20 protein-coding genes are annotated in these 23,278 nt (G+C 62.4%); 14 read left to right on the forward strand and 6 right to left on the reverse strand.

Features of this window, described 5'->3' with window-relative positions:
• The first annotated feature begins 27 nt into the window (after nt 1-27).
• Nucleotides 28-1,470, forward strand: a complete 1,443-nt coding sequence (locus tag ACSJLU_RS23470; RefSeq protein ID WP_025304580.1) for a sugar porter family MFS transporter — start codon at nt 28-30, stop codon at nt 1,468-1,470.
• 31 nt (nt 1,471-1,501) lie between these two features.
• Nucleotides 1,502-2,338 carry a TIM barrel protein gene (locus ACSJLU_RS23475; protein WP_025304581.1) on the forward strand — a complete coding sequence of 279 codons (837 nt, stop codon included), beginning with the start codon at nt 1,502-1,504 and terminating at the stop codon, nt 2,336-2,338.
• Between the two features lie 35 nt (nt 2,339-2,373).
• Here ACSJLU_RS23475 and fetB read toward each other — a convergent pair whose 3' ends face one another.
• The 5 genes from fetB to ACSJLU_RS23500 all read right to left on the reverse strand — a co-directional run bounded on the left by fetB (nt 2,374) and on the right by ACSJLU_RS23500 (nt 5,853).
• Nucleotides 2,374-3,147: an iron efflux ABC transporter permease subunit FetB gene (fetB, locus tag ACSJLU_RS23480; RefSeq protein WP_025304582.1), complete on the reverse strand. Its 774-nt coding sequence runs from the start codon at nt 3,145-3,147 to the stop codon at nt 2,374-2,376.
• Nucleotides 3,134-3,811, reverse strand: coding sequence for an iron efflux ABC transporter ATP-binding subunit FetA (fetA, locus tag ACSJLU_RS23485; RefSeq protein ID WP_049205592.1), 678 nt, complete (start codon nt 3,809-3,811; stop codon nt 3,134-3,136). The genes fetB and fetA overlap by 14 nt, the downstream gene beginning before the upstream one ends.
• A gap of 191 nt (nt 3,812-4,002) precedes the next feature.
• Nucleotides 4,003-4,290: a FaeA/PapI family transcriptional regulator gene (locus tag ACSJLU_RS23490; RefSeq protein WP_004930885.1), complete on the reverse strand. Its 288-nt coding sequence runs from the start codon at nt 4,288-4,290 to the stop codon at nt 4,003-4,005.
• Between the two features lie 37 nt (nt 4,291-4,327).
• Nucleotides 4,328-5,449, reverse strand: coding sequence for an FKBP-type peptidyl-prolyl cis-trans isomerase N-terminal domain-containing protein (locus ACSJLU_RS23495; RefSeq protein ID WP_439041045.1), 1,122 nt, complete (start codon nt 5,447-5,449; stop codon nt 4,328-4,330).
• A 29-nt stretch (nt 5,450-5,478) separates the two neighbouring features.
• Nucleotides 5,479-5,853, reverse strand: coding sequence for a hypothetical protein (locus ACSJLU_RS23500; RefSeq protein WP_373275267.1), 375 nt, complete (start codon nt 5,851-5,853; stop codon nt 5,479-5,481).
• 795 nt (nt 5,854-6,648) lie between these two features.
• Here ACSJLU_RS23500 and ACSJLU_RS23505 point away from each other — a divergent pair.
• From ACSJLU_RS23505 to ACSJLU_RS23545, 9 genes are all read left to right on the forward strand, one after another.
• Nucleotides 6,649-7,179, forward strand: coding sequence for a fimbrial protein (locus ACSJLU_RS23505; protein WP_015379342.1), 531 nt, complete (start codon nt 6,649-6,651; stop codon nt 7,177-7,179).
• Between the two features lie 91 nt (nt 7,180-7,270).
• Nucleotides 7,271-7,822 carry a fimbrial protein gene (locus ACSJLU_RS23510; RefSeq protein WP_025304586.1) on the forward strand — a complete coding sequence of 184 codons (552 nt, stop codon included), beginning with the start codon at nt 7,271-7,273 and terminating at the stop codon, nt 7,820-7,822.
• 71 nt (nt 7,823-7,893) lie between these two features.
• On the forward strand, nt 7,894-10,395 hold the full coding sequence (locus ACSJLU_RS23515) for a fimbria/pilus outer membrane usher protein (protein ID WP_380827171.1): 2,502 nt from the start codon (nt 7,894-7,896) through the stop codon (nt 10,393-10,395).
• 24 nt (nt 10,396-10,419) lie between these two features.
• Entirely contained in the window at nt 10,420-11,166 is a 747-nt protein-coding gene (locus ACSJLU_RS23520) for a fimbrial biogenesis chaperone (protein WP_261464618.1), read from the forward strand.
• Nucleotides 11,167-11,177: 11 nt separating this feature from the next.
• Nucleotides 11,178-11,789: a fimbrial protein gene (locus ACSJLU_RS23525; protein ID WP_043139018.1), complete on the forward strand. Its 612-nt coding sequence runs from the start codon at nt 11,178-11,180 to the stop codon at nt 11,787-11,789.
• A 14-nt stretch (nt 11,790-11,803) separates the two neighbouring features.
• On the forward strand, nt 11,804-12,808 hold the full coding sequence (locus ACSJLU_RS23530; RefSeq protein ID WP_043139022.1) for a fimbrial protein: 1,005 nt from the start codon (nt 11,804-11,806) through the stop codon (nt 12,806-12,808).
• An 18-nt stretch (nt 12,809-12,826) separates the two neighbouring features.
• The gene (locus tag ACSJLU_RS23535) at nt 12,827-13,363 is read left to right on the forward strand and encodes a fimbrial protein (RefSeq protein ID WP_025304591.1); all 537 of its coding nucleotides are present in this window, start codon (nt 12,827-12,829) and stop codon (nt 13,361-13,363) included.
• Between the two features lie 109 nt (nt 13,364-13,472).
• Nucleotides 13,473-14,096 (forward strand): helix-turn-helix transcriptional regulator, encoded by a 624-nt coding sequence (locus tag ACSJLU_RS23540; protein ID WP_043139025.1) that lies wholly within the window; start codon nt 13,473-13,475, stop codon nt 14,094-14,096.
• 79 nt (nt 14,097-14,175) lie between these two features.
• On the forward strand, nt 14,176-15,669 hold the full coding sequence (locus ACSJLU_RS23545; protein ID WP_197813141.1) for a PLP-dependent aminotransferase family protein: 1,494 nt from the start codon (nt 14,176-14,178) through the stop codon (nt 15,667-15,669).
• On the opposite strand, the gene ACSJLU_RS23550 is transcribed toward ACSJLU_RS23545, so the two are convergent.
• A complete protein-coding gene (locus tag ACSJLU_RS23550) occupies nt 15,666-16,580 on the reverse strand; it encodes a DMT family transporter (protein ID WP_049205608.1) in 915 nt (304 codons plus the stop codon). The two genes, ACSJLU_RS23545 and ACSJLU_RS23550, sit on opposite strands and share 4 nt — an antisense overlap.
• Nucleotides 16,581-16,877: 297 nt before the next feature.
• On the opposite strand from ACSJLU_RS23550, the gene ACSJLU_RS23555 reads away from it, so the two are divergent.
• The 3 genes from ACSJLU_RS23555 to ACSJLU_RS23565 are packed head-to-tail and all read left to right on the forward strand — an operon-like array spanning nt 16,878 to nt 23,250.
• A complete protein-coding gene (locus ACSJLU_RS23555; protein ID WP_380827176.1) occupies nt 16,878-18,116 on the forward strand; it encodes an SrfA family protein in 1,239 nt (412 codons plus the stop codon).
• Complete coding sequence (locus ACSJLU_RS23560; protein ID WP_380827200.1) at nt 18,116-21,061, forward strand: virulence factor SrfB; 2,946 nt, start codon at nt 18,116-18,118, stop codon at nt 21,059-21,061. The genes ACSJLU_RS23555 and ACSJLU_RS23560 overlap by 1 nt, the downstream gene beginning before the upstream one ends.
• A complete protein-coding gene (locus tag ACSJLU_RS23565) occupies nt 21,058-23,250 on the forward strand; it encodes a virulence factor SrfC family protein (RefSeq protein WP_148123813.1) in 2,193 nt (730 codons plus the stop codon). The genes ACSJLU_RS23560 and ACSJLU_RS23565 overlap by 4 nt, the downstream gene beginning before the upstream one ends.
• Nucleotides 23,251-23,278: the final 28 nt, after the last annotated feature.

The raw sequence follows: 23,278 nt of genomic DNA on the forward strand, positions 1-23,278 counted from the left end.
AAGCCAGGATAAAAATCGGAGCAACACATGTCATATCAGCGTAAGCACAATACCGGCTACATATTGCGAATTTGCGGCATCGCCGCCCTGGGCGGCATTCTGTTCGGCTACGATACCGCCGTGATCTCCGGCGCGATCGAAGCGTTGAAAACCTATTTCGATCTCAGCCCGGCCGAAACCGGTTGGGCCGTCTCCAACGTGGTGATCGGCTGCGTGGTCGGCGCCTTCGCCGCCGGGCCGCTGGCGGCGCGCTGGGGCCGCAAAAAGGCGCTGATGCTGGCGGCGCTGCTGTTCACCGTGTCCGCCGTCGGCGCCGCATTGGCCCCGACCTTCACCTGGTTCGTCATCTACCGCATCATCGGCGGGCTGGCGGTCGGCATTGCCGCCACCGTGTCGCCGATGTACATGTCGGAGGTGTCGCCGAAAGACATGCGCGGGCGGGCGCTCAGCATGCAGCAATTCGCCATCGTCTTTGGCCAGATCGTGATTTTCTACGTCAACTTCAAAATCGCCAGCATCGCCAGCGAAGCCTGGCTGGTGGAAATGGGCTGGCGCTGGATGTTCGCCTCGGGCGTGATCCCCTGCATTCTGTTCTGCATCCTGGTGTTCGTCATTCCTGAATCGCCGCGCTGGAACGTGATGATGGGCCGCGACGATCAGGCGCTGGCGATGTTGACCAAGGTCTCCAACGCCGCCCACGCGCAGAATCTGCTGAAAGAAATCAAAGACTCGCTGCAGCAGGATCAACAGCAGCAGCACCGGAAGCTGAACTACGGCGATGTGCGGGTGCGGTTTATCCTGTTCGTCGGCTGCATGATCGCCATGTTACAGCAGGTCACCGGCGTCAACGTGATGATGTACTACGCGCCGGTGGTGCTGAAAACCGTCACCGAAAACGCGCAGGAAGCGCTGTTCCAGACCATCTGGATCGGCGTGCTGCAGCTGGTCGGTTCGGTCATCGGCGCCATGCTGATGGATCGCATGGGCCGCATTCCGCTGATGCGTTACGGCACGCTGGGCGCCATCGCCGGCCTGCTGCTCACCTCGTACGCGCTCTACACGCAGGCCACCGGCTATTTCGCGCTGTTCGGCATGCTGTTCTTCATGGTGTTCTATGCGCTGTCCTGGGGCGTCGGCGCCTGGGTGCTGGTGTCGGAAATCTTCCCGAACCGCATGCGCGCGCAGGGGATGAGCATCGCCGTCGGCTGCATGTGGGTCGCCAACTTCGCGGTGTCGCAGTCGTTCCCGATGATCAACGACCACCCTTACCTGTTCTCGCATTTCCACGGCGCCTTCCCGATGTGGATCTTCGCCGCCTGCTGTCTGTTCAGCTACTGGTTTATCGGCCGCTATATTCCGGAAACCAAAGGCGTCTCACTGGAAAAAATGGAGCAGGTGGTGATGGCCAAACGCCACCGCCAATCCCTGCCCGACGGCAAGCCGCTGCCGCTGGAAAACGGCAAATCCTGATCTCTCAACCCTGACCGCTGGAGTCATGCCCATGAACATTGCGCTGGACCGCTTCTGCATTAACCGCAAGATCGCGCCGAATCTCAATCTGGACCATTTTTTCCGCCTGGTGAAACGCTGCGGGCTCAGCAAAGTTGAGCTGCGCAACGACATGCCCAGCGGCAAGGTGACCGACGATCTGAGCGACGCGCAGCTCAACGCGCTCGCCGCGCAATACGGCATTGAAATCGTCACGATCAACGCCCTCGGCATGTTCAATCTGATGGATGACCCGGCGGCGCTGCAGCAGCGCGCCGAAGCGTTGCTGGCGCAGGCGCAGGCCATCCACAGCCGGGCGCTGGTGCTGTGCCCGCACTGCAGCGCCGACGACACGCGCAGCGAGCAGCAAAAACGCGACGACACCCTCGCCGCGTTGCGGCTGCTGGCACCGCTGTTTGCGCGCTATGGCGTACAGGGATACGTCGAACCGTTGGGCTTCGGCATCAGCTCGTTGCGATCGTCGCTGCTGACCCAGGCGCTCATCCGCGACTCGGGCGCGCCGTACCGTATCGTGCTCGATACGTTCCACCACTATCTGAGCGGCGTGACGCAAGCCGACTTCGACGCGCAGATCCAGGTGGCGCAGATCGGCCTGGTGCATCTGTCCGGCGTGGAGGACGGGCGGGATAAAGGCACGTTGAGCGACGAAGAGCGCATTATGCTGAGCGAGGGCGATCGGCTAGAGAGCCGCCGCCAGGTACAGAACCTCGAACGCCTGGGCTACACCGGCGTCTATGCCTTCGAGCCCTTCTCTTCACAACTGGACGGCTGGAGCGAGGCGGATATCGAACGGGAAATCCGCCAGAGCATCGCCCTGCTGCAAGGGTAAAAAAACGGCCTCCGCGGAGGCCGTTTTTCATGGCGTTACTTCAGGTTGCCGACCACCAGCTGGTGGCGCTCGTTGTAAAACTTACGGTAGGCCAAATAGCAGGCGATGATGGTTGACAGGCTGGCAGTAGAAAGCAGCATGAAGGTCACCATAATCTGGTATTTGATCGCTTTCACCGGATCGATACCGGCAAAGATCAGCCCGGACATCATGCCCGGCAAGCTGACCAGCCCAACGGTTTTCGCCGAGTCCACGGTCGGGATCAGCGAAGCGCGGATGCTGTCGCGGATCAGCGCCGCCGACGCGAACTTGGGCGTCGCCCCCAGGCTGAGCATCTCCTGAATCTTCTGCTGCTCGCCTTTGAAACGCTGGCCGAGGTTGGTGTAGCACAGCCCCACCGCCACCATGGCGTTACCGGCGATCATCCCGGAGATGGGGATCACCTGCATCGGCGTAAATTCGATGGAGCCGGTCAATACCAGCACCGCCAGCGTCAGCACCGCGCCGGTGGTAATGGCGATAAACGACGTCACGAACGCGTGTTCGATGTACTTGCTGCGTTTCTTGGCGTTGTAGGCCGCGTTAAAGCAGATGAACAGCACCATCAACACGGTGAGAACGGCGTTATCCAGGTCGAAAATATACTTCAGCACGTAGCCGACGATGATCAGCTGCACCACCGCGCGGCAGATGCTCCAGATAATGTCCTTTTCCAGCGCCAGTTTTTCCCGGTGGCTGATCAGGATGGCGACCACCACCAGCACCATCGACAAGCCCAAGGATTCGTTGGTGATGTTATGCTGATTCATGCTGTTGCTCCTGTTGCTCGGCGCCATGCGCGCGCAGGGTGATCACCTCGTCCGCATGCGCTATCTCTTCGGTATCGTGCGTCACCCACAGCACCGCCAGCCGGTGTTCCGCCACCAGTTGATGCACTATTTCGTTGACGTTGCGCTTATTTTCCTCGTCCAACGCGCTGGTGATCTCATCGAGCAACAGCACCCGCGGCATAAACTGCAGGTTGCGGATCAGGGACACGCGCTGCTTCTCCCCGCCGGACAGTTCATTGATGCTTTTGGTCAGCATCGCCTCCGGCAGGCCGAAACGCGCCAGATCGGCCTTCATTTTTCGCTCGGCCGGCGGCTGTTGACGGATCTGGTAGGGCAGCGCCAGATTGTCGTAAACCGTATTGCCGAACAGTGACGGCGTCTGGAAGCAGTAAGAGACCTGCTTGCGATACGCCTCCGGCGACATCTCGTCGATCGCCTGGCCGTCGAAATAGAGCTTTCCGCTGGTCGGATCCATTAAGGAAGAGATGATTTTCAGCAGGGTGCTTTTCCCGCAGCCGGAAGGCCCGGTGATCAGTTTGAACTCGCCTTCACCCAGCGTGAAAGAGACGGAATCCAGGATCACCTGGCTGTCTATTTGATAATGAATATCATCCAATCTCAGTATGTCTTTCTTTTCCTTCATTACGATGCCGGCTCCCTACACCTGTTTCCGTCTGAGCGATAAGTATATGGCCGCAAAAAACATCTTAGCAATGGCTGTGCGGATGGCAGTGAACGAAGAGGGAGGATTGACGGAGCGAAACGCCCCGTCAAATGATAAATTTAATTAATGATTAGCTGTGGGAATAGTCAAAAGCGACCACCAAGGTCGAATCACTCTTTTTTTATCGCTGCCTGTTCGTCGCAGCTGTACCAACGGAGAGAATTGTTGATGCTGCGGTGGGTGCAGTGAACCTTGCCCTCCTTTTCCAACGCCAGCAGCAGGGTGCGGGTGGTATAAATATTTTCGCCGCATTTATCCGCCAGCTCGCGCGTCTTCGGCCACTGTTCCGGCGGGGGATGATGGCCCCCGGATCCTTCCACACGCTCCCTGCACAACCCTTGCAACACATTCAGCATCAGCGATTTTCTGCTTTCAAACGTTTTCGGCGCCTTGGCCATAGCATTCCTCCTGAGTGGTTACTGCTGAGCACCCCGCTCACGGCTGCACGTCAGCGATGCGCAGGGTGTAAATCATGGTGGCATTCGGGGGGATCGCCGGCGGGCTGCCCTGTTTGCCGTACGCCAGCGCCGGCGGCACCACCAGCGTGATCGAGCCGTGGCGCTGCAGCTTCTCGATAGCGGCGCGAAACAGCGGCGGATAGCGCGTCAACGGCTGCGAGATCACCGTCCCCGCCAGCTCCATGTCTTTGACCACCCGCCCGTCGGTCAGGCTTTCGCGCACCACGATATCTACCCGATCGTCGGCGCCGATCGCCCCGCTGCCGGCATAGTCCACCCGGTAGTAGAAACCGAGCGCATCCTGCTTGACGCCCTCCTGACGGGTAAAAGCGGCCAGATAGTCTTTACCGTCCAGAGGCGGAGCCTGCGCCTGCTGCGCCTGCTGCAAGCGCTGATGCGCCGTGCGCAGCGCGCTGTCGATGGCGGCCTCATCCAGCCGCAACCGCCCGGCCAGGGTATCGGCGATGCCCGCCAACAACAGCGGACTCTCCGCCTCCAGCCCCGCGCGCCGGTTCTCCTGCTGCAGATGCAGAATGTCGCGCCCGAGCGACACGCCGGCGGCATATGCCAGCTTGTCCGCCTCACTGGCCAGCACGGGTGGCTTGGCCGCCTGCTGCCGTTCGGCCAGCAAGGTCTCTACCCGCTGCTGCTGCTGTGCCAGTTGCGCCGCCAAACTTGCGCTGCGCTGTTCGGCCCGCGTGAGCGAAGCGGCCAATGCGCCCACCTCTGGCACCGGCGCAACGGCTTGCCGCAATCCCTTCAGGGCATCGGCCAGCGGCCGAATATCGACGACGACCCGCTCCCGTTTCGCCGCCGCCGCGGCCTGAGCCGCCGCCAACTGCCGCTCCAACTGACGGATTTTCTCCGCCTGTTGTTGCAAAGACTGCTTCAGCGACGTTAAACGAACGCTGTCTGCCCCGACGATGGCGGCCGGTTTGGTGGCCGGTTTGGTGACCGGTGCGGGCGCCGATTTACGCACGGTTTCTTCCCTGGGCGCGGCCGGTGGTGCCTGCCGTTGTTCGGCAAACTTCAACAGCGCGGGAATGCCGTCATCGGCGGCGCAAGCGGCCCCGCTCGCCGCTAACAGCAAAAGAACCATCGCCCATCCCTGCGCGCATCGCTTCATGGCTACAGATTCTCAACCCGGCTGGACAGATCGGACATCAGCTCATGCTCGACGTCGGCGCAGAACTTCTCGGTTTTATATTGATAAAGAGCATCTATCGCTTTACGGGTACTCTCATCCACGTTGCCGCGTACCCCGGCATATCCGGAGGCGTTGGAAAGAAGGCCGTTAAAATAGGCGATGCGTTTTTGGTAACTTTGCGGATTAATATTCTTTAATGAATTAACCCGTTGCTGACAAAGTGCGATGCGTTGCTCATCGGATTTATCATTAGGATTATTCTGTGAGATTTTTTTCACGGAATTCAGTTTTGTCTTGCTCCCGCCCGCACAGCCAGAAAGCGCCATAAAAGACAGCAGAAATATAGCCAAACCCATCCAGCGGCGCCCGCTGCAAGCATTAATCATCGTTATCATTCCGTTTATAATCCTTTAATTGTCACTTAGGTCATCATTATGTGGCGAACGGCAGCAGCACATGCCTTAATTTGATTAATCAAAATGGGTTAGGCGGTGAAAAATCCCTATACCGCAATGCGATAGGATAATTCACTACCGGTGTAATTGTTATTTAATTGTTAATCAATTAGGCTTAAACGCGAACTAAACGCGAATAAGAAACCCAATCTCTCGTGAACAAAAAACCATGAAACAACAATAAAAACAATGAATTATGTTTTATATTTTGTTTCTAAAGGGAAATGCATCATCTGCTGCCTAAGGGCGATATTAGCAAAACAATATTGTGAATTGTAGGTATCACCCTATTTCCCCCGATCTAATATCTCGCATATCGTTATTTATATAGTGATTTATACTGGATAATATTTGTATACGATCTATTGATTTTAAAGCAAATATGTTTCTTTTTCCTTTTGGTTTTATATTCTGAATTTGACTTAATTTAATAAAATCTATTTCCAAGCAATACTATTATTTGCAAGAATATTCCCAGCAACACGCCACACGTAAAACTCGTATTTTATTTACCAGAAAATCCATTGTCGATTTTCCAAATCTCGTTATTTCTCATAAATAACGGATGTCGGCGTATTGCCCAGAGCAAAAGGATCTGGCTCCAACCGCACGGACGGCGACATGGCGTTGCCGCCGCCGCGGGGGATTTAGATGTGCTGTTCTTTTATTTAAAAACTCTCTACAGGAACCTGAGAAATGAAACTGAATAAATTAATGCTGGCAACCGTGATTGCTTTCGCTTCCGCCTCTGTTGCTCATGCCGCATCTAATCAGGGCAGCGGTAAAGTCACCTTTACCGGCGAAATTATCGATGCGCCATGCAGCGTCGCGCCGGAATCCGTTGACCAAACCGTGCCGATGGGCCAGATCAGCAGCCGCATCCTGGCCAACCAGGGTAAATCCAGCATGCAGCCTTTCAACATCGAACTGAAAGATTGCTCCATCTCCACCATGAAAAACGTCAAAGTGACCTTTACCGGCACGCCTGATCCGGTCAACAACAAACTGCTGGCCCTGAGCGGCACGGCAACCGGCGCCGGCATCGTGATCTACGACAACCTGCACTCCAAAGAAGTGGAACTGGGCACCGCAACCGACGGTCAGGGCCTGAACGACGGCGACAACTCGCTGAAATTCGCCGCTTACCTGCAGGGCAGCAGCGCCTCAAGCGCCGTGGTACCAGGCGACTTCACCAGCGTGGCGAACTTCACCCTGGCTTACCTGTAATACCCCACAGGGGATGTCTCAGGGCATCCCCCGCTTTATTGCATGCCGCGGATACCGGCAAGGGAACAGGGAAAGACAGGGAGACGCCAGCATGACTATCCGCCTTTGCGGCCTGTTGCTCATCGCGCTCAGCGTCGGCAGCGCGGCGGCGGCAGCGAAAAATCAGGGCCACGGCAAAGTCAGCCTGGGCGGCACCATCGTTGAAACGCCGTGCGGCATCGCCAGCGACAGCCTGGATCAAACCGTCGATTTCGGTCTGATTTCCATGACCGACGCCTCGCAGGACGGGCAATCGGTGCTGATCGGCAGCCGCCGCCATTTCACGATCAAACTGGTGAACTGCGAGCTGGCCAGTCAGGTGAAACCTGACTTCATCTATCGCGCGGCCAACGTCACGTTCGACGGCACTGCCGACAGCGGGGATCCTTCCCTGCTCGGCGTTTACGGCGAGGCGCAGGGCGTGGCTATCGAGCTGTTGACCGATGCCGGCACCCCAATCCCGCTCGGCAGCACGACGGCGGATTACCAGATCGTCGCCGGCGACAACACGCTGCGCTTTGGCGCGCAGTTGCGCCTGCATCCTGACAAGGCGCGGGCAGGCGGCTTCAGCTCTCTGGCCAAATTCACCCTGTCTTATCTCTAGCGCCGGCGGGCGCTGCACAGCATTACGTATTCAGGTCGTACGGATGACCTGCTATTGGGCGCGGACTTGCCATGAGTGATTATGCTATGACGTCATTACTGACACGGAAACACCTACCTCTCCTCGTCATTCTATCTTTCCTCTGGGTACGTCCGGCATTTTCCGCCACGGAATTCAATACCGACGTCCTGGACATCGGTGAGCGCAGCAAAGTGGACCTTTCGCGCTTCTCCGACGCCGACTACGTCATGCCCGGCGCTTACTTGCTGGACATCAAGATCAACCAGAAAACGCTGCCTCAGCGCAGCATTCAGTATTTCCCGTCACCGGATAACAAGAGCGGTAGCCAGGTGTGCCTGCCGCCTGACCTGGTGGAAAAAATGGCGCTGAAAGAAGAAGCGGCCAAAAAAGTCACCCTGTGGCACGACAACCAGTGCGCCGACATTCGCGGCATCAAAGGCGCGACCCTCTCCGATCGCATCGGCGGCGGCGTGCTGGCGATCACCATCCCGCAGGCGTGGATGAAATACTCCGATCCCGACTGGACGCCGCCCGAACAGTGGGACGACGGCATTCCCGGTCTGCTGCTGGACTACAACCTGAGCGGCCAGTTAGGCAAGCAGAATCACAACAACAACACCGCCCAGAACCTAAGCAGCTACGGCACGCTGGGCGCCAATATGGGCGCCTGGCGCCTGCGCGCGGACTATCAAGCCAATTACAATCAGCAGGCCGGCGATCGCAGCACCGGTTTCGACTGGAACCAAATCTACGCCTATCGCGCGCTACCGATGCAGGCCGCCAAACTGACGCTGGGTGAGATCTATCTCGACTCCGGGGTGTTCGACGCCTATCGCTTCACCGGCCTCAATCTGGCGAGCGACGAACGCATGCTGCCGCCCAATCTGCAGGGCTACGCGCCGGAAGTGCGCGGCATCGCCAAGAGCAACGCCAAGATCACCGTTTCGCAGGAAGGCCGCACGCTGTACGAAACCACCGTGCCCGCCGGGCCGTTCGCCATTCAGGACCTCAACAGCTCGGTGCGCGGCAAGCTGGACGTCAAGGTGGAAGAGCAGGACGGCACCGTTTCGACCTTCCAGGTGGATACCGCCACCATTCCGTACCTGACCCGACCGGGCTACGTGCGCTACAACGTGGCGCTCGGTAAAACCTCGGCCTACGACCACCGCACCCAAGGGCCGCTGTTTTCCGCCAGCGACTTCTCCTGGGGGCTGAGCAACGCCTGGTCGCTGTATGGCGGCGCGCTGCTCGGCGGCGACTATAACGCCTGGGCGCTCGGCCTCGGCCGCGATCTGAACGTGTTCGGCGCCATGTCGCTGGACGTCACCCAGTCGATCGCCCGTCTGCCCGGCGAGCCGACCGCCAGCGGCATGTCGTTCAAGCTCAACTACGCCAAACGCTTCGATGAGCTGAACAGCCAGATTACCTTCGCCGGCTACCGCTTCTCGCAGCGCAAGTTCATGAACATGTCGCAGTATCTGCAGGAGCGCTACGGCGATTACGACAAGAATTACAACGGCCGTCAGAAAGAGCTGTATACCATCACCGCCAGCAAAACCTTTATGGCGGAAGACAGCGCCAAGGCGATCACCACCTATCTGACCTACTCGCACCAAACCTATTGGGACGCGCGAACCCAGGATCGTTACGGCCTGTCGACCAGCAAGCTGTTCAGCATTGGGGATATCAGCAACATCACCGCCTCGCTGTCGGCTTACCGCACTTACTACCAGGGCCGCACCGACGACAGCGTGATGCTCAACTTCACCGTGCCGATCGGCGATCGTCGGCGCGTCGGCTATGCGCTGCAAACCAACAACGGCGACGTCACGCAGACCGCGTCGTACAACGACTACAGCGATCCGGACAATACCTGGCAGGTCAGCGGCGGCTTTAATCAGTCCGGCAAATCGCTGGCGCGCGGGTACTACACCCACAACGCCTCGTTCGGCTCGCTGAACGCCAGCGCCTCTTACCAGCAGGACAACTACTCGTCGATCGGCGGCTCGTTCCGCGGCGGCCTCACCGCCACCCGGCACGGTATCGCGGCGCACCAGAACTCGAGCAACGGCGGCAGCCGCATGATGCTCGACACCGACGGCATCGCCGGCGTGCCGATCAACAACGGCCGCGCTTACAGCAACCGCTTCGGGCTGGCGGTGATTTCCGACATCACCAGCTACTACAACACCGACACCCGCATCGACGTCAACAAGCTGGCAGACGACGTCGAGGCCACCCGCGCCGTGGTGCAAGGCACGCTGACAGAAGGCGCCATCGGTTACCGCCACTTCGAGGTGGTGAAAGGCAGCAAGCTGCTGGCCACCATTCGCCTCGCGGACGGCAGCGAACCGCCGTTCGGCGCCGCGGTGCTGAGCGAGAAAGGCCGCGAGGTCGCGGTGGTCAACGACGGCGGCTCGGTCTACCTGACCGGCGTGCAGCCGGAGGAAAAACTGGACGTCGCCTGGGAAGGCCAACGCCGCTGCCGCATCGTGATCCCGGGCGCCGCCAAGCCGCTGGACCAGCTGCTGCTGCCGTGCGCCACCCTGTAATCCGTAACGCTGAGAAATAATGACATGAACACACACCCGATAACGCTACTGACCGCCGCTGGCCTGGCCCTGAGCGCCGTACTGCCCACCGCCGACGCGGCGATATCGCTGGATCGCACGCGCGCCGTCTATGTGAGCGACGCCAAATCGATCAGCCTGAATATCGTCAATGAAAACAAAGAGATGCCCTTCCTGGCGCAGTCCTGGCTGGAGAACGAGCAGCACCAGAAAATCACCTCGCCGCTGGTGGTGCTGCCGCCGTTGCAGCGCGTGGAGCCAAGCGAGCGCAGCGTAGTGCGCATCACCAAGACGCCGGAGGCGGATCGCCTGCCGCAGGATCGCGAGTCGGTGTTCTACTTCAACCTGCGCGAAATTCCGCCGAAAAGCACCAAAACCAACGTGATGCAGCTGGCGCTGCAAACGCAGATCAAGCTGTTCTACCGGCCGAAGGCCATCGTCGCGCCCAAGGGCCAGGTGTGGCAGGAAAAGCTGGTGTTCCGTAAAAGCGGCGGCGCTATCTCCGTCGATAACCCGACGCCGTTTTACATCACCCTGACCGGCATGACGCGGCAGACGCAAAAACAGGGCGGCGGCGCGATCGGCGGTTTTCAGCCGCTGATGCTGAAGCCGAAATCCAGCGAAAGCCTCAAGCTGCACGATACCGGCATGAACAGCTTCGTCATCACCTACATCAACGACTACGGCGGCCACCCCGAACTGCGCTTCGCCTGCAACGGCAGCGTTTGCACCGCCGTGCCCGAGAAAAAATAAGGAGGTCCAGCATGGCTGAATTCACCGATCGACTGCGCCCGCTGCTGCTCGGCGCACTGCTGTGCGGCGGCAGCGCGATGGCGGCAACGCCGCTGGGCGTGATCGAAGGCACCACCGGCACCGTCAGCTTTCACGGCGGCCTGCTCAGCTCCCCCTGCAGCCTGACGCCGGACAGCCGGGATCAGTCCGTCGATCTGGGCGACGTCAGCGCACGCGACTTCCGCAACGCCGGCGATCGCAGCGCGCCGGTGCGTTTTCGCCTCTCGTTCCGCAACTGCCTGCTGGGCGCGCGCGCGCTGGCGGATAACCCGGCCGGCCCGCGCAACGGCGACGCCGGCCGCCTCTACCTGCAGGGTGAGCAGGCCGCCACGCTGGTATTTCTTGGCGAAAGCGACGTCGACAACCCGTCGTTGCTGAAGCTGAACGGCGGCGTACAGGGCATCGGCCTGCGGCTGCAAGACCAGCAGGGCCAGGTGCTGGAGCTGAATCAGCGCAGCCGCCCTTACATTCTGCAGCCCGGCAGCAACACTCTGTGGTTCAGCGCCAGCGTGGAATCCACCCAGCGGGCGGTGATGGCCGCCGGGTTCGCCGCCGTGGCGCACATTCAGGTGATTTACCTGTGAGGCTCGAGAACGCGATGAAAACACAACTGACCAAACTCTGCCTGCCGCTGGCGATCGCACTGGCGGCCCCCGCCGCCTGGGCCAACGGCTACGTCACGCCGGACGGCGGCCCCAAACAGTTCTATATCGACCTCAATCAAAGCAACATCACCAACCAGGTAGGGTTCACCAAACTGTTTCCCTATGATCTGGGCGGCACCTATACCGGCAAGGTGTATTGCGATACCCCTATTCCCACCAGCCCGCACTTTTACAAGTCGGATTCGGCGTTGCCCCCCTCCGACTACGGCAACGGCTATTTAAAACTGAATGACTTTTTGGATTTAAAAGCCGAGGTGTGGATTGCCGGCAACAAGAATGCCTACGTCACCGTGCCTTTTTACAACGAATCGAATTTGCTGAGCCAACACCGTTGCCAGCCGCCGTACTTACAGGTCAACAACTACGGCAGCGGTTCCAAAGGCAAGATCACCTTCCGGGTGCGCAAAAAGATCATTAACGGCGTCGAGATTAACGATCGGCAGATCATCGAGATGTACGGCCGCCTCGGCTCGACCGACGGCGGTTTCGGCCCCAATCCGATGGCGCAGGTGTTTATCCAGTCCGCGATCCTCTATGTACCGGATAAATGCGTGGTGAACGAAGGCCAGCTGATCAACGTCGAGTTCGGCGAGATCGGCGGCAGCGATCTCAACGGCTCGAATTATCCGCAGAGCATTCCGGTGCGCTTCCAGTGCGAGGGCGGCAGCTTCGAAGACGGCACGCTGAACATCAAGCTGGCGGTGTCGGGCACGGCGGCCGCCTTCAGCAACGAGGTGTTCAAAACCGACAAGAACGATCTCGGCATCCGGCTGACGCACAACGGCCAGTTGGTTATCCCGAATGAGTTTTACCCGGTGCCGAACATCGGCAACGGCGGCTCCTGGAACCTGGTGGCGGCGCCGTTCGCCAACGGCGGCGCAGAGATCGGCGAAGGGGAATTCAACGCATCGGCCACCATCGTGGCGGCATTCCAGTAACCGAGGGAGGAACGGAAAATGCGTCTACGCGCTTTAGCGCTGCTGAGCTGCGCGCCCTGGTGGGTTGCCATACCGGCGGCGGCGAACACCGAGCTTATCGGCGCGCCGGTGCAGTTCCACGGCACCGTGGTGAGCCGCCCGTGCAATATCGAACCGCAGTCCGCCGATCAGCTGGTGGAGATGGGCACGGTGATCGTCAAAACCCTGTACCGCTACGGCCACACCACGCCGGTGCCGTTCAGCATCAAGCTGACCGACTGCAAGACCACGGTGTTCAAATCCGTCAGCGTGACCTTCAGCGGCACCGAAGACGGAGAGCTGCCGGGCAAGCTGGCGATCAACAACGGCGCGAACGGCGCCGCCATCGCCCTGTTCGATCATCAGGGAGCGGACATCGACCTGAATAAGGCCACCAGTGCCGTCGCGCTGCAAAACGGCCCCAACAGCCTGAACTTCACCGCCTATGTGCAGGGGCAGCCGAGCGCGATCCAGAACCAAAGCATTACCGAAGGCGAATTCACGTCCGTCGCCAATTTTGTGCTGGCGTACCAATAAGCCTGCACCGCCCCAGGGAAATCAGGAAAACGACCGGCGCGCGAACGCCGGCAATGGGCCGTCACCGTTCGCTCCGGCGCGGTGCCACGGCCCTTTTAAGGAGCCACCCATGCCAGATATTCGCTTCACGCTGTTCGACAGCGATAACTTCTACCAGCAGGGGCTGCGTCTGCTGCTGCAGGACTATCTGCACTCCCTGAACGAATGCCAGCGTCTGTACCCGCAGTTCTCGCCGCTGGCGCTGCAGGCGTTGGATAACATCGAAATCGTGTTTCGCACGCCGGAAGAGCGCTGGGGTTGCGCCTGCTGCTACCAGAGCGCCTACGGCATCCCGCGCCAGCGGCAGCTGACCCTGCTGATCCTCGACGACACGACCCAGCAACAGGTGAAAAACCTGCCGCCGCTGTTCAGCATCCATCGGCGCGATTCGGCCTATGCCATCCGTCTCAAGCTGCAGATGGCGCTGGAAAAGTTCATCCAGCATCCGTGGGTGGCGCTGCACGCCGCCGGCCTGTGGAAATGCCAGGCCTGCCGCATCGCCGCGCTCAGCCACTGCGAAAAAAAGGTGCTGGGTTTGATGAGCAGCGGCATGTCCGCCTGCAGCATCGCCGGCCTGCTGCAGCGCAGCCAGAAAACCATCAGCGCCCATAAGCGTTCGGCGATGCGCAAGCTTAACGTGCGTAAAAACAGCGAGTTGAATAAGGTGCTGCTGAATCAGCGGGGGCTAAGCTGAGCGACAACAGGCTCGCGAGTGATATCAGAGTGGTTTACTCTGAATACTCATTTTTGTACTGCAAAGCGAGCCGGAATACATGCCCAGAACAGCCCAAGTCGTTGACGTCCCCGCCCTCGGCGAGATTGACCGCCAGGCGGGGCAGCTTAGCCACCAGCTGGCGCAGGCCCTGCGCCGGGCTATCCACAAAGGCGATCTGAAAGCGGGCGATCTGCTGCCTTCGACGCGCCGGCTGTCGGCGGCGCTGAATCTGGCGCGCGGCACGGTATTGGAGGCCTTTGCTCAGCTGACGGCGGAAGGCTTTCTCGAACCGCAGCCCGGTTCCGGCACCCGGGTTGCCCACTATCAGGCGCCGCGCCGCACGCCACGCGCCACGGTACAGGCGAGTTCGGCGGTAGCGGTTCCGCTTTCTTCACAGGCGCAGCATCTGGCGCGCTTCGCCGCCCAGGTGCGGGCGCTGCCGCCGGTGCCGTTCACCGTCTCGGTGCCGATCGGCGATACCGCGCCCGACGATATCTGGCGGCGGCTCGGCAACCGCATCCGGGCGCGCGGCCCCGGCGCCCCGTCGGGCTACGGCGATCCGCTGGGCGCGTTGCCGCTGCGCGAAGCCATCTGCGACTATGTGCGCCGTTCCCGCTCGGTAAATTGCACGCCGCAGCAAATCCTCATCACCGCCGGCACCCAGCAAGGACTGTATCTGGCCGCGCAGATCCTGCTGGACGCCGGCGACAGCGCCTGGGTCGAGGACCCCGCCTACGCCGGCATCACCGCCCTTTTTAACAGCCTGTTTCGCGATCGGCACATGATCAGGGTACCCGTCGCTAACGACGGCATCGACGTCGCCGCCGGCGTGCGCCTGGCCGCCGACGCCCGAGCCGCCTTTGTCACGCCGTCGCATCAATACCCGCTGGGCATGCCGATGAGCATGGCGAAAAGAAGCGCCCTGCTGGCCTGGGCCCGAGAGCGGCAGGCCTGGATCGTGGAAGACGATTACGACAGCGAGATGCGCTACGCCGGCCACCCGTTCCCCTCGCTACAAGGGTTGGCGCCCGAGCGGACGCTTTATCTCGGCACCTTCAGCAAGGTGCTGTTCCCTTCGCTGCGGCTGGGTTACGCCATCGTGCCGCCGCCGCTGGTCGACGCCTTTTGCGGCGCGCGGATCCTGATGGATCGTCACCCGCCCAGCGCGGATCAACACGTACTGGCCGCCTTTATCGCCGAAGGGTATCTCGACCGGCATATCCGCAAAATGCGCGGCGTCTACGCCGAGAAACGCCGGGTGCTGATCGAGGCGATCAACACGCATATCCCCGCCGATTTGGCGGTAGTGCAGCCCTGCGATCAGGGCATGCACATGGTGCTGTGGCTGAGGAAAGATCTCGATGACGTGCGGGTCGCCCAGTGCGCCAACGAAGCCGGGTTGGCGCTGCGGGCGGTGTCGCCGATGTATGCGCCCGGCCACGGTGAGCCGGGTCTGGTGCTGGGATTGGGCGGTTACCATGATCGCCAGGTACAGCAGGCGGTGAAACGGCTCGGCGAAGTGATCCTGGCCTGCGCCGGCAGCGGCGCCTAGCGGGAAAAACGCTTGGCGCCGAACACGCAAACCACCACGCCGGCCATCACGGCGATCATCATCGGCTGAACGGTTTCCTGCAGCAGCCAGGCCGCCAGCATCAGGCCGAAGAACGGCTGCAGCAGCTGCAGCTGCCCGACGGCGGCGATGCCGCCCTGCGCTAGGCCGCGATACCAGAAGATAAACCCAATCCACATGCTGAACACCGAGACGTACACCAGCGACAGCCAGGCGGCACCGCTGACGGCAGGCCAAGTGGCCGGCGCCGCCCACCACGCCGCCACCAGCGTCAACGGCAAGGCGACCACCAGCGCCCAGGAGATCACCTGCCAGCCACCGATCCGGCGCGACAGCACCGCCCCTTCGGCATAACCCAGACCGCACAGCAGCACCGCGCCGATCATCAGCGCATCCCCCTGCCAGGCACCGCCGCTTTCCTGGCTCAGCGCGAACGCCCCCACCAGCGCGGCCCCGATACCGGAAAAGGCCCAAAAAGCGGGCTTGGGCCGCTCTCCGCCGCGCAAGACGCCAAAACCGGCGGTCGCCAGCGGCAGCAGGCCGATATACACCAGCGAATGCGCCGAGGTGGTGTGCTGCAGCGCCAGCGCCGTCAGCAGCGGGAAGCCGATGACCACGCCGAGCGCCACAAACAGCAGCGGCGGCAAATCGGCCCGCGTCGGCCGCGCCTGGCGGGTGATCAGCAACGCGCACAGGGCCAGCAAGGCGGCGATCGCCGCCCTGACTGCCGTCAGAAACAGCGGATCGAGCTCCAGCACCGCCACCCGCGTGGCGGGCAGCGAGCCGCTGAAGATAATCATGCCGAGGAAGCCGTTCATCCAGCCCTGAGCGGAATGTCCGACAACGGGATGAGCGGGGGTAACAACGAGAGTTTTTTCAGACTGACTGTCCATGATGCGAACGCTCCGCACGCCTGAGGCATACCGAAATCGGCAACCCGCGAGGCGAGGTCATAGTGAAAGAGAACAGCATTCCCCGGCGTCGCTTGCCGGGGTTGCGTTCTCTTTTTCAGATAAAGCGGCTCACGGACAGGTCCAGATAGCGAGATTTTCACTGTGCCGGTTGCCAAAGCGCATCGCTAACGCCGAAGAAGGGCGTTTTTCGGGCTGTCCTTGGCCGTTTGGCGCCGCCGCCTGCGGGGTATCATGGACTTTTATGCGTTTTTGCAGAACAGGACAAGGTGCGGTGCCGTGGTGAAACCCTTCTTACGCAGTGGCAGTTTGGATGATGTGCTCGCTTTAGGCGAGAACGGGCAACCGATCTACGCCTGCGCGCAGCAGCTGCGGGAAACCCTGCGTCTTCGCCGGCAGCCGCAGGCCGCCGACTGTCTGGCGATCCCCCAGCCGAACGAAAGCGGCACCCGCATCGACTGGTATGCGCCCTTCCCGGGAAAGGTGACCTCCTGGCTGGCGGCAAGCGACGCCCAGCGCGCGCAGGCGGTGCGCCACCTGGAACACTGTCTGGCGACCTTCCGCAGCCTGACGGAACAGACCCGGGCGACCGATCATCCCAGCCACCGCCTGTTCGGCGCGCTGCTGGCCAAAGCGATGCATATTCCCGATCCCAACCATGTCTACCTGGTAGACGACCGACCGGTGCTGACCTTTTGGGGCTTTATCAAACCGCAGGCGCAGAGCCCGGACGATCCGTTAGCCTGCCTGCGCCCGCTCGAATCGGAAGTGGAAAAACCGGCGCCGATCGCCGCCGCACCACGCAAGCCGGCCGTTGTTGAACCGGCAAAACCAACACCGGCCACCGAGCCTGAACCGGTGCTCGCTCCGGCGGCCCCCGTCAAATCCCCTGCCGTCGTGCGCCCGCGTCGGCGCCACGCGCTGTGGCTGTTACCGGTACTGCTGTTAGGCAGTGCGGCGCTGGCCGCCTGGCTGCACCGCTCACCGCCGCCGCAACCGGCGATGCCGGCTGAGGTGCACCCTCCGGCACCACCGGAAAAAACCGCCGCGCCATTGCCTAAGCTGCGCTTGCCGCTGGCGCACGCCACGCTGATGCCGCCGCCCCCAGCGCCGACCATCCCGCAACCGCTGGACAAAAATGCGCTGGTGCTGCCACCCGAGGCGGTGAAGGCTGGCTCCACCCGTTTCCTTAACGGCAAATGGCGCGCCACGGTGGCGCTGAAAGATCCGATCACCGGCAAACGCCCCAGCCTGCAATACCGCCTGAACGCGGGCAAAGGCAACGCCATCATCGCCTACGGCGACGGCGTCACCTGTCGGGTCGCGGTCGAATCCGGCCTGATGCAGTCCGGCAATCTGGTGATCAACAGCCGCACCAAGGCGCGCTGCAGCGACGGCAGCCGCTATCAGATCCCGGAAATCGTCTGCCGCCAAGGCGAGACCGGCGCGGCGGAGTGCACCGGCCGCTACGATGCGGACACCACCTATCCCATGACGTTCAAGCGCGAGAGTAAATGATGCTGGCCCCCCTTACTGACTACAAACACGGCGTTACGCTGATTCAGGACAGCGGCATTCAGTTTCTGGACTTTGCCCTGACGCCGCGGCTGGACGCCGAGTTTCCCGGCAAATTCGTGCGCAAGACCGCCAGCGGCCCGCTGCTGCGCCTGCAATGGGAGGCCGAGAGCGGCAAATACCAGTTGCCGGCCGTGGGCGACCAGGCCGCCGAAGTGGTACGGCCGGAGTTCAGCTACCCGCTGCAGCAGTCGCTGCGCCTGCTGGATAAGCTCTGGCTGCCGTTGCCGTTCCTGCGCTACACCACCTCGGGAATGTTTTTATCGGGCCCGGATAACTGGGCACGTCTGCAGGTGGTGCAGTTGGATGAGCCGGATCAGGACGGTAACCTGCTGCGCGTGGTGCTGGCCTTCGACACCCGCGCCGCCGCGCCCGGCCAGGAAGCATTGGCGCCGGGCGAAAGCGATCTCGGCACCGGGCTGAACTTCACGCTGGCGCACCGCAACCACGAGCTGGGCGAGTTCCTCGATCTGACCTGGGTGGACGGCTGGCTGCGCGAGGCGTTCAGCCAGCGCGCCACCGAGCGGGAACAGCGCGCCGAGGCGGAGATCAACGCCGGGCTGAAAACCTTCGAGTATCAGGCGCACTACCTCAACCTGTTGCACATGCTCGGCCATCAGCTAACGGTGCCGCAGATAAAAATGGTGACGGCGACGCTGCAACAACCGGCGATCGACGTCGATCTGGTGCTGGACGTCGGCAATTCTCACACCTGCGGCGTGCTGGTCGAGGACCATCCGGAAGAGAGCAACGGCCTGAAGCAAACCTATGAGCTGCAGCTGCGCTCGCTGTCCGAACCGCATCAGGTCTACAACGAACTGTTCGAGAGCCGGGTGGAGTTTTCTCGGGCCGCGTTCGGCAAGCCGCATCTGTCCTTCCAGAGCGGACGCGACGATGCCTTCCAATGGCCGTCCATCACCCGCGTCGGCCGTGAAGCCGCGCAATTGGCGCAGCGACGCGAAGGGCATGAAGGCACCACCGGCATCTCCAGCCCACGGCGTTATCTGTGGGACGAAGAGCGCTATGCGCCCGGCTGGCGCTTCAACGAGCGGCACGAGCCGATGGCCGCAGCCGCGCCGTTGACCACCCTGATCAACGATGAGGGCGTGCCGCTGTCCGCCCTGCCGACGGCCGAACGGCTGCCGGTGTTCGCCGCCCATTACAGCCGCAGTGCGGTGATGAGCCTGATGTTGAGCGAGCTGTTGGCGCAGGCGCTGATGCAGATCAACAGCATCGCCCAACGCAGCCGCATGCCGAACGCCGCCGCCCCGCGCCGTTTACGCGCCATCATCCTGACGCTGCCTTCGGCGATGCCGAAGCCGGAGCGCGAGATCTTCCGCCGCCGCATGCAGGAAGCGATTGGGCTGGTATGGAAAGCCCTCGGCTGGCACCCGCAGGATGCGCCGTTCAACGGCGAGCACACCCGCTTCCCGGCGCCGCAAGTGCAGATCGAGTGGGACGAAGCCACCTGCGGCCAGATGGTCTATCTGTACAACGAAACCCAGGTGAACTTCGCCGGCCGCACCGACGCCTTCTTCGCCGCCATGGCGCGGCCCGATCGGCCGCTGGCGCCGGGTGAACAGCCCGGCAAGACGTTGCGCATCGCCTCCATCGACATCGGCGGCGGCACCACCGATCTGGCGATCACGCACTACTCGCTCGATGACGGCGTAGGCAACAACATCAAAATCAACCCGCGCCTGCTGTTCCGCGAGGGCTTTAAGGTCGCCGGCGACGATATCTTGCTGGACATCATCCAGCAGTTTGTCCTGCCCGCCGTGCAACAGGCGTTCGAGGCCGCCGGCGTGAGCGCCGCCGCGGCACTGATGGACAAACTGTTCGGCAACGAAGGGCGCATGGACGGGCTTTCCACCCTGCGTCAGCAGGCCGCGCTGCAGATCTTCATGCCCGCCGGACGCGCGCTGCTCGCCGCCTATGAGCAGTACGATCCGCTGGACAGCCGGGCGGAAATCGCCGCCAACCTCGGCGATCTGCTGCCGCAGCCGCCGACGCCGCAGGTGCTGGCGTTTATCAACGGCGAAGTGCAGCGCGAAGCCGACAGCGACGCCTTCGATATTCTGCACACCCCGCTGGTGACCCGCCTGGCCGATCTGCACGCCGCCTTCTTGTCCGATCGCATCGGCATCGGCCGCTGCCTGCGCCTGCTGGCCGAAGTGGTGGCGCTGTATACCTGCGACGTGCTGCTGCTGACCGGCCGCCCGGCGCGTTTCCCCGGCGTGCAGGCGCTGCTGCGCCACCTGCAGCCGCTGCCCGCCAGCCGCATTCTGCCGCTCGAGGGCTACCACACCCGCAGTTGGTACCCGTTCAACAAACGCGGCCGCATCGACAACCCTAAATCCACCGCTGCCGTGGGCGCCATGCTGTGCCTGCTGGCGATCGATCTGCGGCTGGAGAGCTTTTACTTCAACGTCGGCGATTTCCAGCCCTACTCCACCATTCGCTATCTGGGCATGCTGGACGGCAACAATATGCTGGCGGACGATAACGTCTATTACCGCGACATCGATCTGGATCGCGCCGATTTCGCGCTCGATCCCGCCGTCAGCTTTCAGCTGCGCGGCCCACTGCGTCTGGGCTTCCGCCAGTTGGACAACGAACGTTGGCCGGCCTCCCCGCTCTATACGCTGACCATCAATGACGCCCAGCTGGCGCGCAAGCTGGCCGGCGACGCGGTGATCGGCCTGCGTCTGGCCATCACCGCCAGCGCCGAACAGGGCGCCGAAAGCGTCAAGATCGCGCAGGCGGTGCTGGCCGACGGCAGCCCCGTCCCGGCTCACCACCTGCAACTGAAACTCAATACCCTGGCTGCCAGCGCCTCCGGTGCGACCCACTACTGGATAGACAGCGGGAGCATTTACCCACGATGAAAACGCACACCTTTGCCCCAGCGGCTCCGAATAACGCGCTCAGCGCCGGCATTGTGCAGGCGATCGACTGGGTGGACGCCACACGCCGACAATCCGCCCGCCTGGAGCGGGAAGCCGATCGCCTGACGCTGCGTCTGCGCGGTTGCCATAACCGCGCCGTCCAGTTGGAAAACACCCGGCCTGCGCAGGTCGCCATCGGTTTGTATGGCCACAACGCCGCCGCCAAGGCCCATCTGCTGGCGGCGCTGGCGCCTGGCGCCAAACGCTTCAACGCGGACCTGTCGCTCGCGGTGCGCTACTGCACGGCGGCCGAAACGGGGCCCGCCGATTATCCGATCGCCCTCGCGCTGCTCAACGAAGCGCAGTGGTTGGCCATCACGATCGACGCCGCCGCGATGCGCGGCTTTCGCCCGGACTGGGACGCCCGCGCCATCGCCGGCCATTTGCAAGCGTTGGCGCGCCACCGCCAAGCCGTCGCCCTCGATGGCCTCGATGGCAACGCCGTGCTGGCGCTGTGGGACAACCAACGCCGCCACGGCGGCAAAGAGCAACCCACGCTCGACAGGCACTTCTGGCCGCAGGCCGTGGCGCTGGCGCCGCAGCTGAGCATCGACGATCGCGCGCGCCTGTTTGCACCGCTGTGGGGAGAGGAGGCGACGTTGACGGCGCGTTATCGCCAGCTGGCGCACGCGCTGCATACCCTCGGCGGCAGCCGACAGGTTCATGCCCCGCGCCGCGCGTTGGCGCTGCTGACCGCAAACGCCGTACCGGAAAACGCCACGATCGCCGTCATGACCGAAAACGGCGATGAACGGGAGATCGCACTGAGCGATCTGGCCTGGCTGACCGCCGAAGTGACCACCGTTCTGCCGCAGACGGCGCAGGCGGGCCTGCCCGCCGAGGTGGCGCTGATCGACCTGCCCGGCAGCCGCAGCTGTCCGCAGGCGGAGCCGGCGCAGCGTCTGCAACAGGCAAAGCGCGCCCATTTATTGACCCGCTGCTCGGACGGCCTGCACGCCAATCTGTTGCTGGTAACCGATGCCGCCGCCACGCCGCAGGACGCTGCGCGCGTCGGCCAGGCGCTCGGCGATTGGGTCAACCACACCCAGGGGGAAACCCCGGCGCTGCGCCAACGCCGCAAGCCCGGTTTAATCTGGGCAATCACGCCGTTCGACTCGCGTCAGGAAGGCAAAGCGCGGCCCGACGACGCCGTCCAGCGTCAGGTCGGCGAGCCCGGCGACAGCTGGGCCACGCTGCTGGCGCTGGATGAACAGGACTGTCGCCGCATGGTGAACTACCTGGCCGCTCAGGCGCGTCCGGCCCACAAGCAAGCGCGCCTGCTCGAACAGCGTGAGGAATTGCAGCGCGAGCTGACGGAAAGCCTGCTCGGCAACTGGCTCACCGCCGCCGATCCGCACGCGACGCAGCAACGCGCGCAACAGCTGCTGCGCGCACTGCAGGCACAGGCCGGCCGCCACGGCGAACTGCTGGAGCGGTTGCTACCCCAGCGCGATACGCTGCGCCAGCTTTATCAGCAACAGCAGCACACCGCACCGGCTCCGACGATGGCGCCTTCACCGTTCGGGCTGGATATCGATCTGTTCGGCGAGCAAGACCCTGCGGCGCCCGGCGAGCAGCCCGCATCGCCTTTTGCCGCACGGATCTTCGCAGACTGGGTCAATCATCTGCGTGCGCTGCCGGACAGCCGCCGGTTGCTGGATCTGCTCGGCGTCGAGAAACCACACCTGGAATTGCTGGTCGATGCGCTGATCGGCGCCGCCTGCCGCCTGCAGCTCGACGACGAACTGGAGCGTGCACTGTGCGCCGGGGGCCTGCCGGAACAGGGTGAAGATCGGCAGATCAGTCAGGCGCTGGCGCTACTGGGCGACTTCGTCGCCTGGCTCGGCTTCCCGCGGCGCGATGTGGCAACGCGCCCCGAAAGCCGCGTCAATCCCGGCCAGCCGATCTTTACCCCGCCGCCGCAGCCGGCGGTGGATTGGAGCGGCCAGCAGCGGCTAACCCGGCTGGCGCCGACGCCGACCAAGAATACCGCGTTTTATATCTATGACTGGCTGATCGGCCTGCAAACCCTGCTGGCGGAGAATGCCGCGCAGGCGCAGCCCGCGCTGGCAGACGAGCAGCGCGCCGACCTGGCGGCGATCGTCGCCACCCTGCGCGCTGTGCCGTAGCAGGCGCAATCCGGGCCGGGCGCCGCCG

Origin of the sequence: Serratia bockelmannii (genome assembly GCF_051803255.1) — a bacterium.
GTDB classification, from domain to species: domain Bacteria; phylum Pseudomonadota; class Gammaproteobacteria; order Enterobacterales; family Enterobacteriaceae; genus Serratia; species Serratia bockelmannii.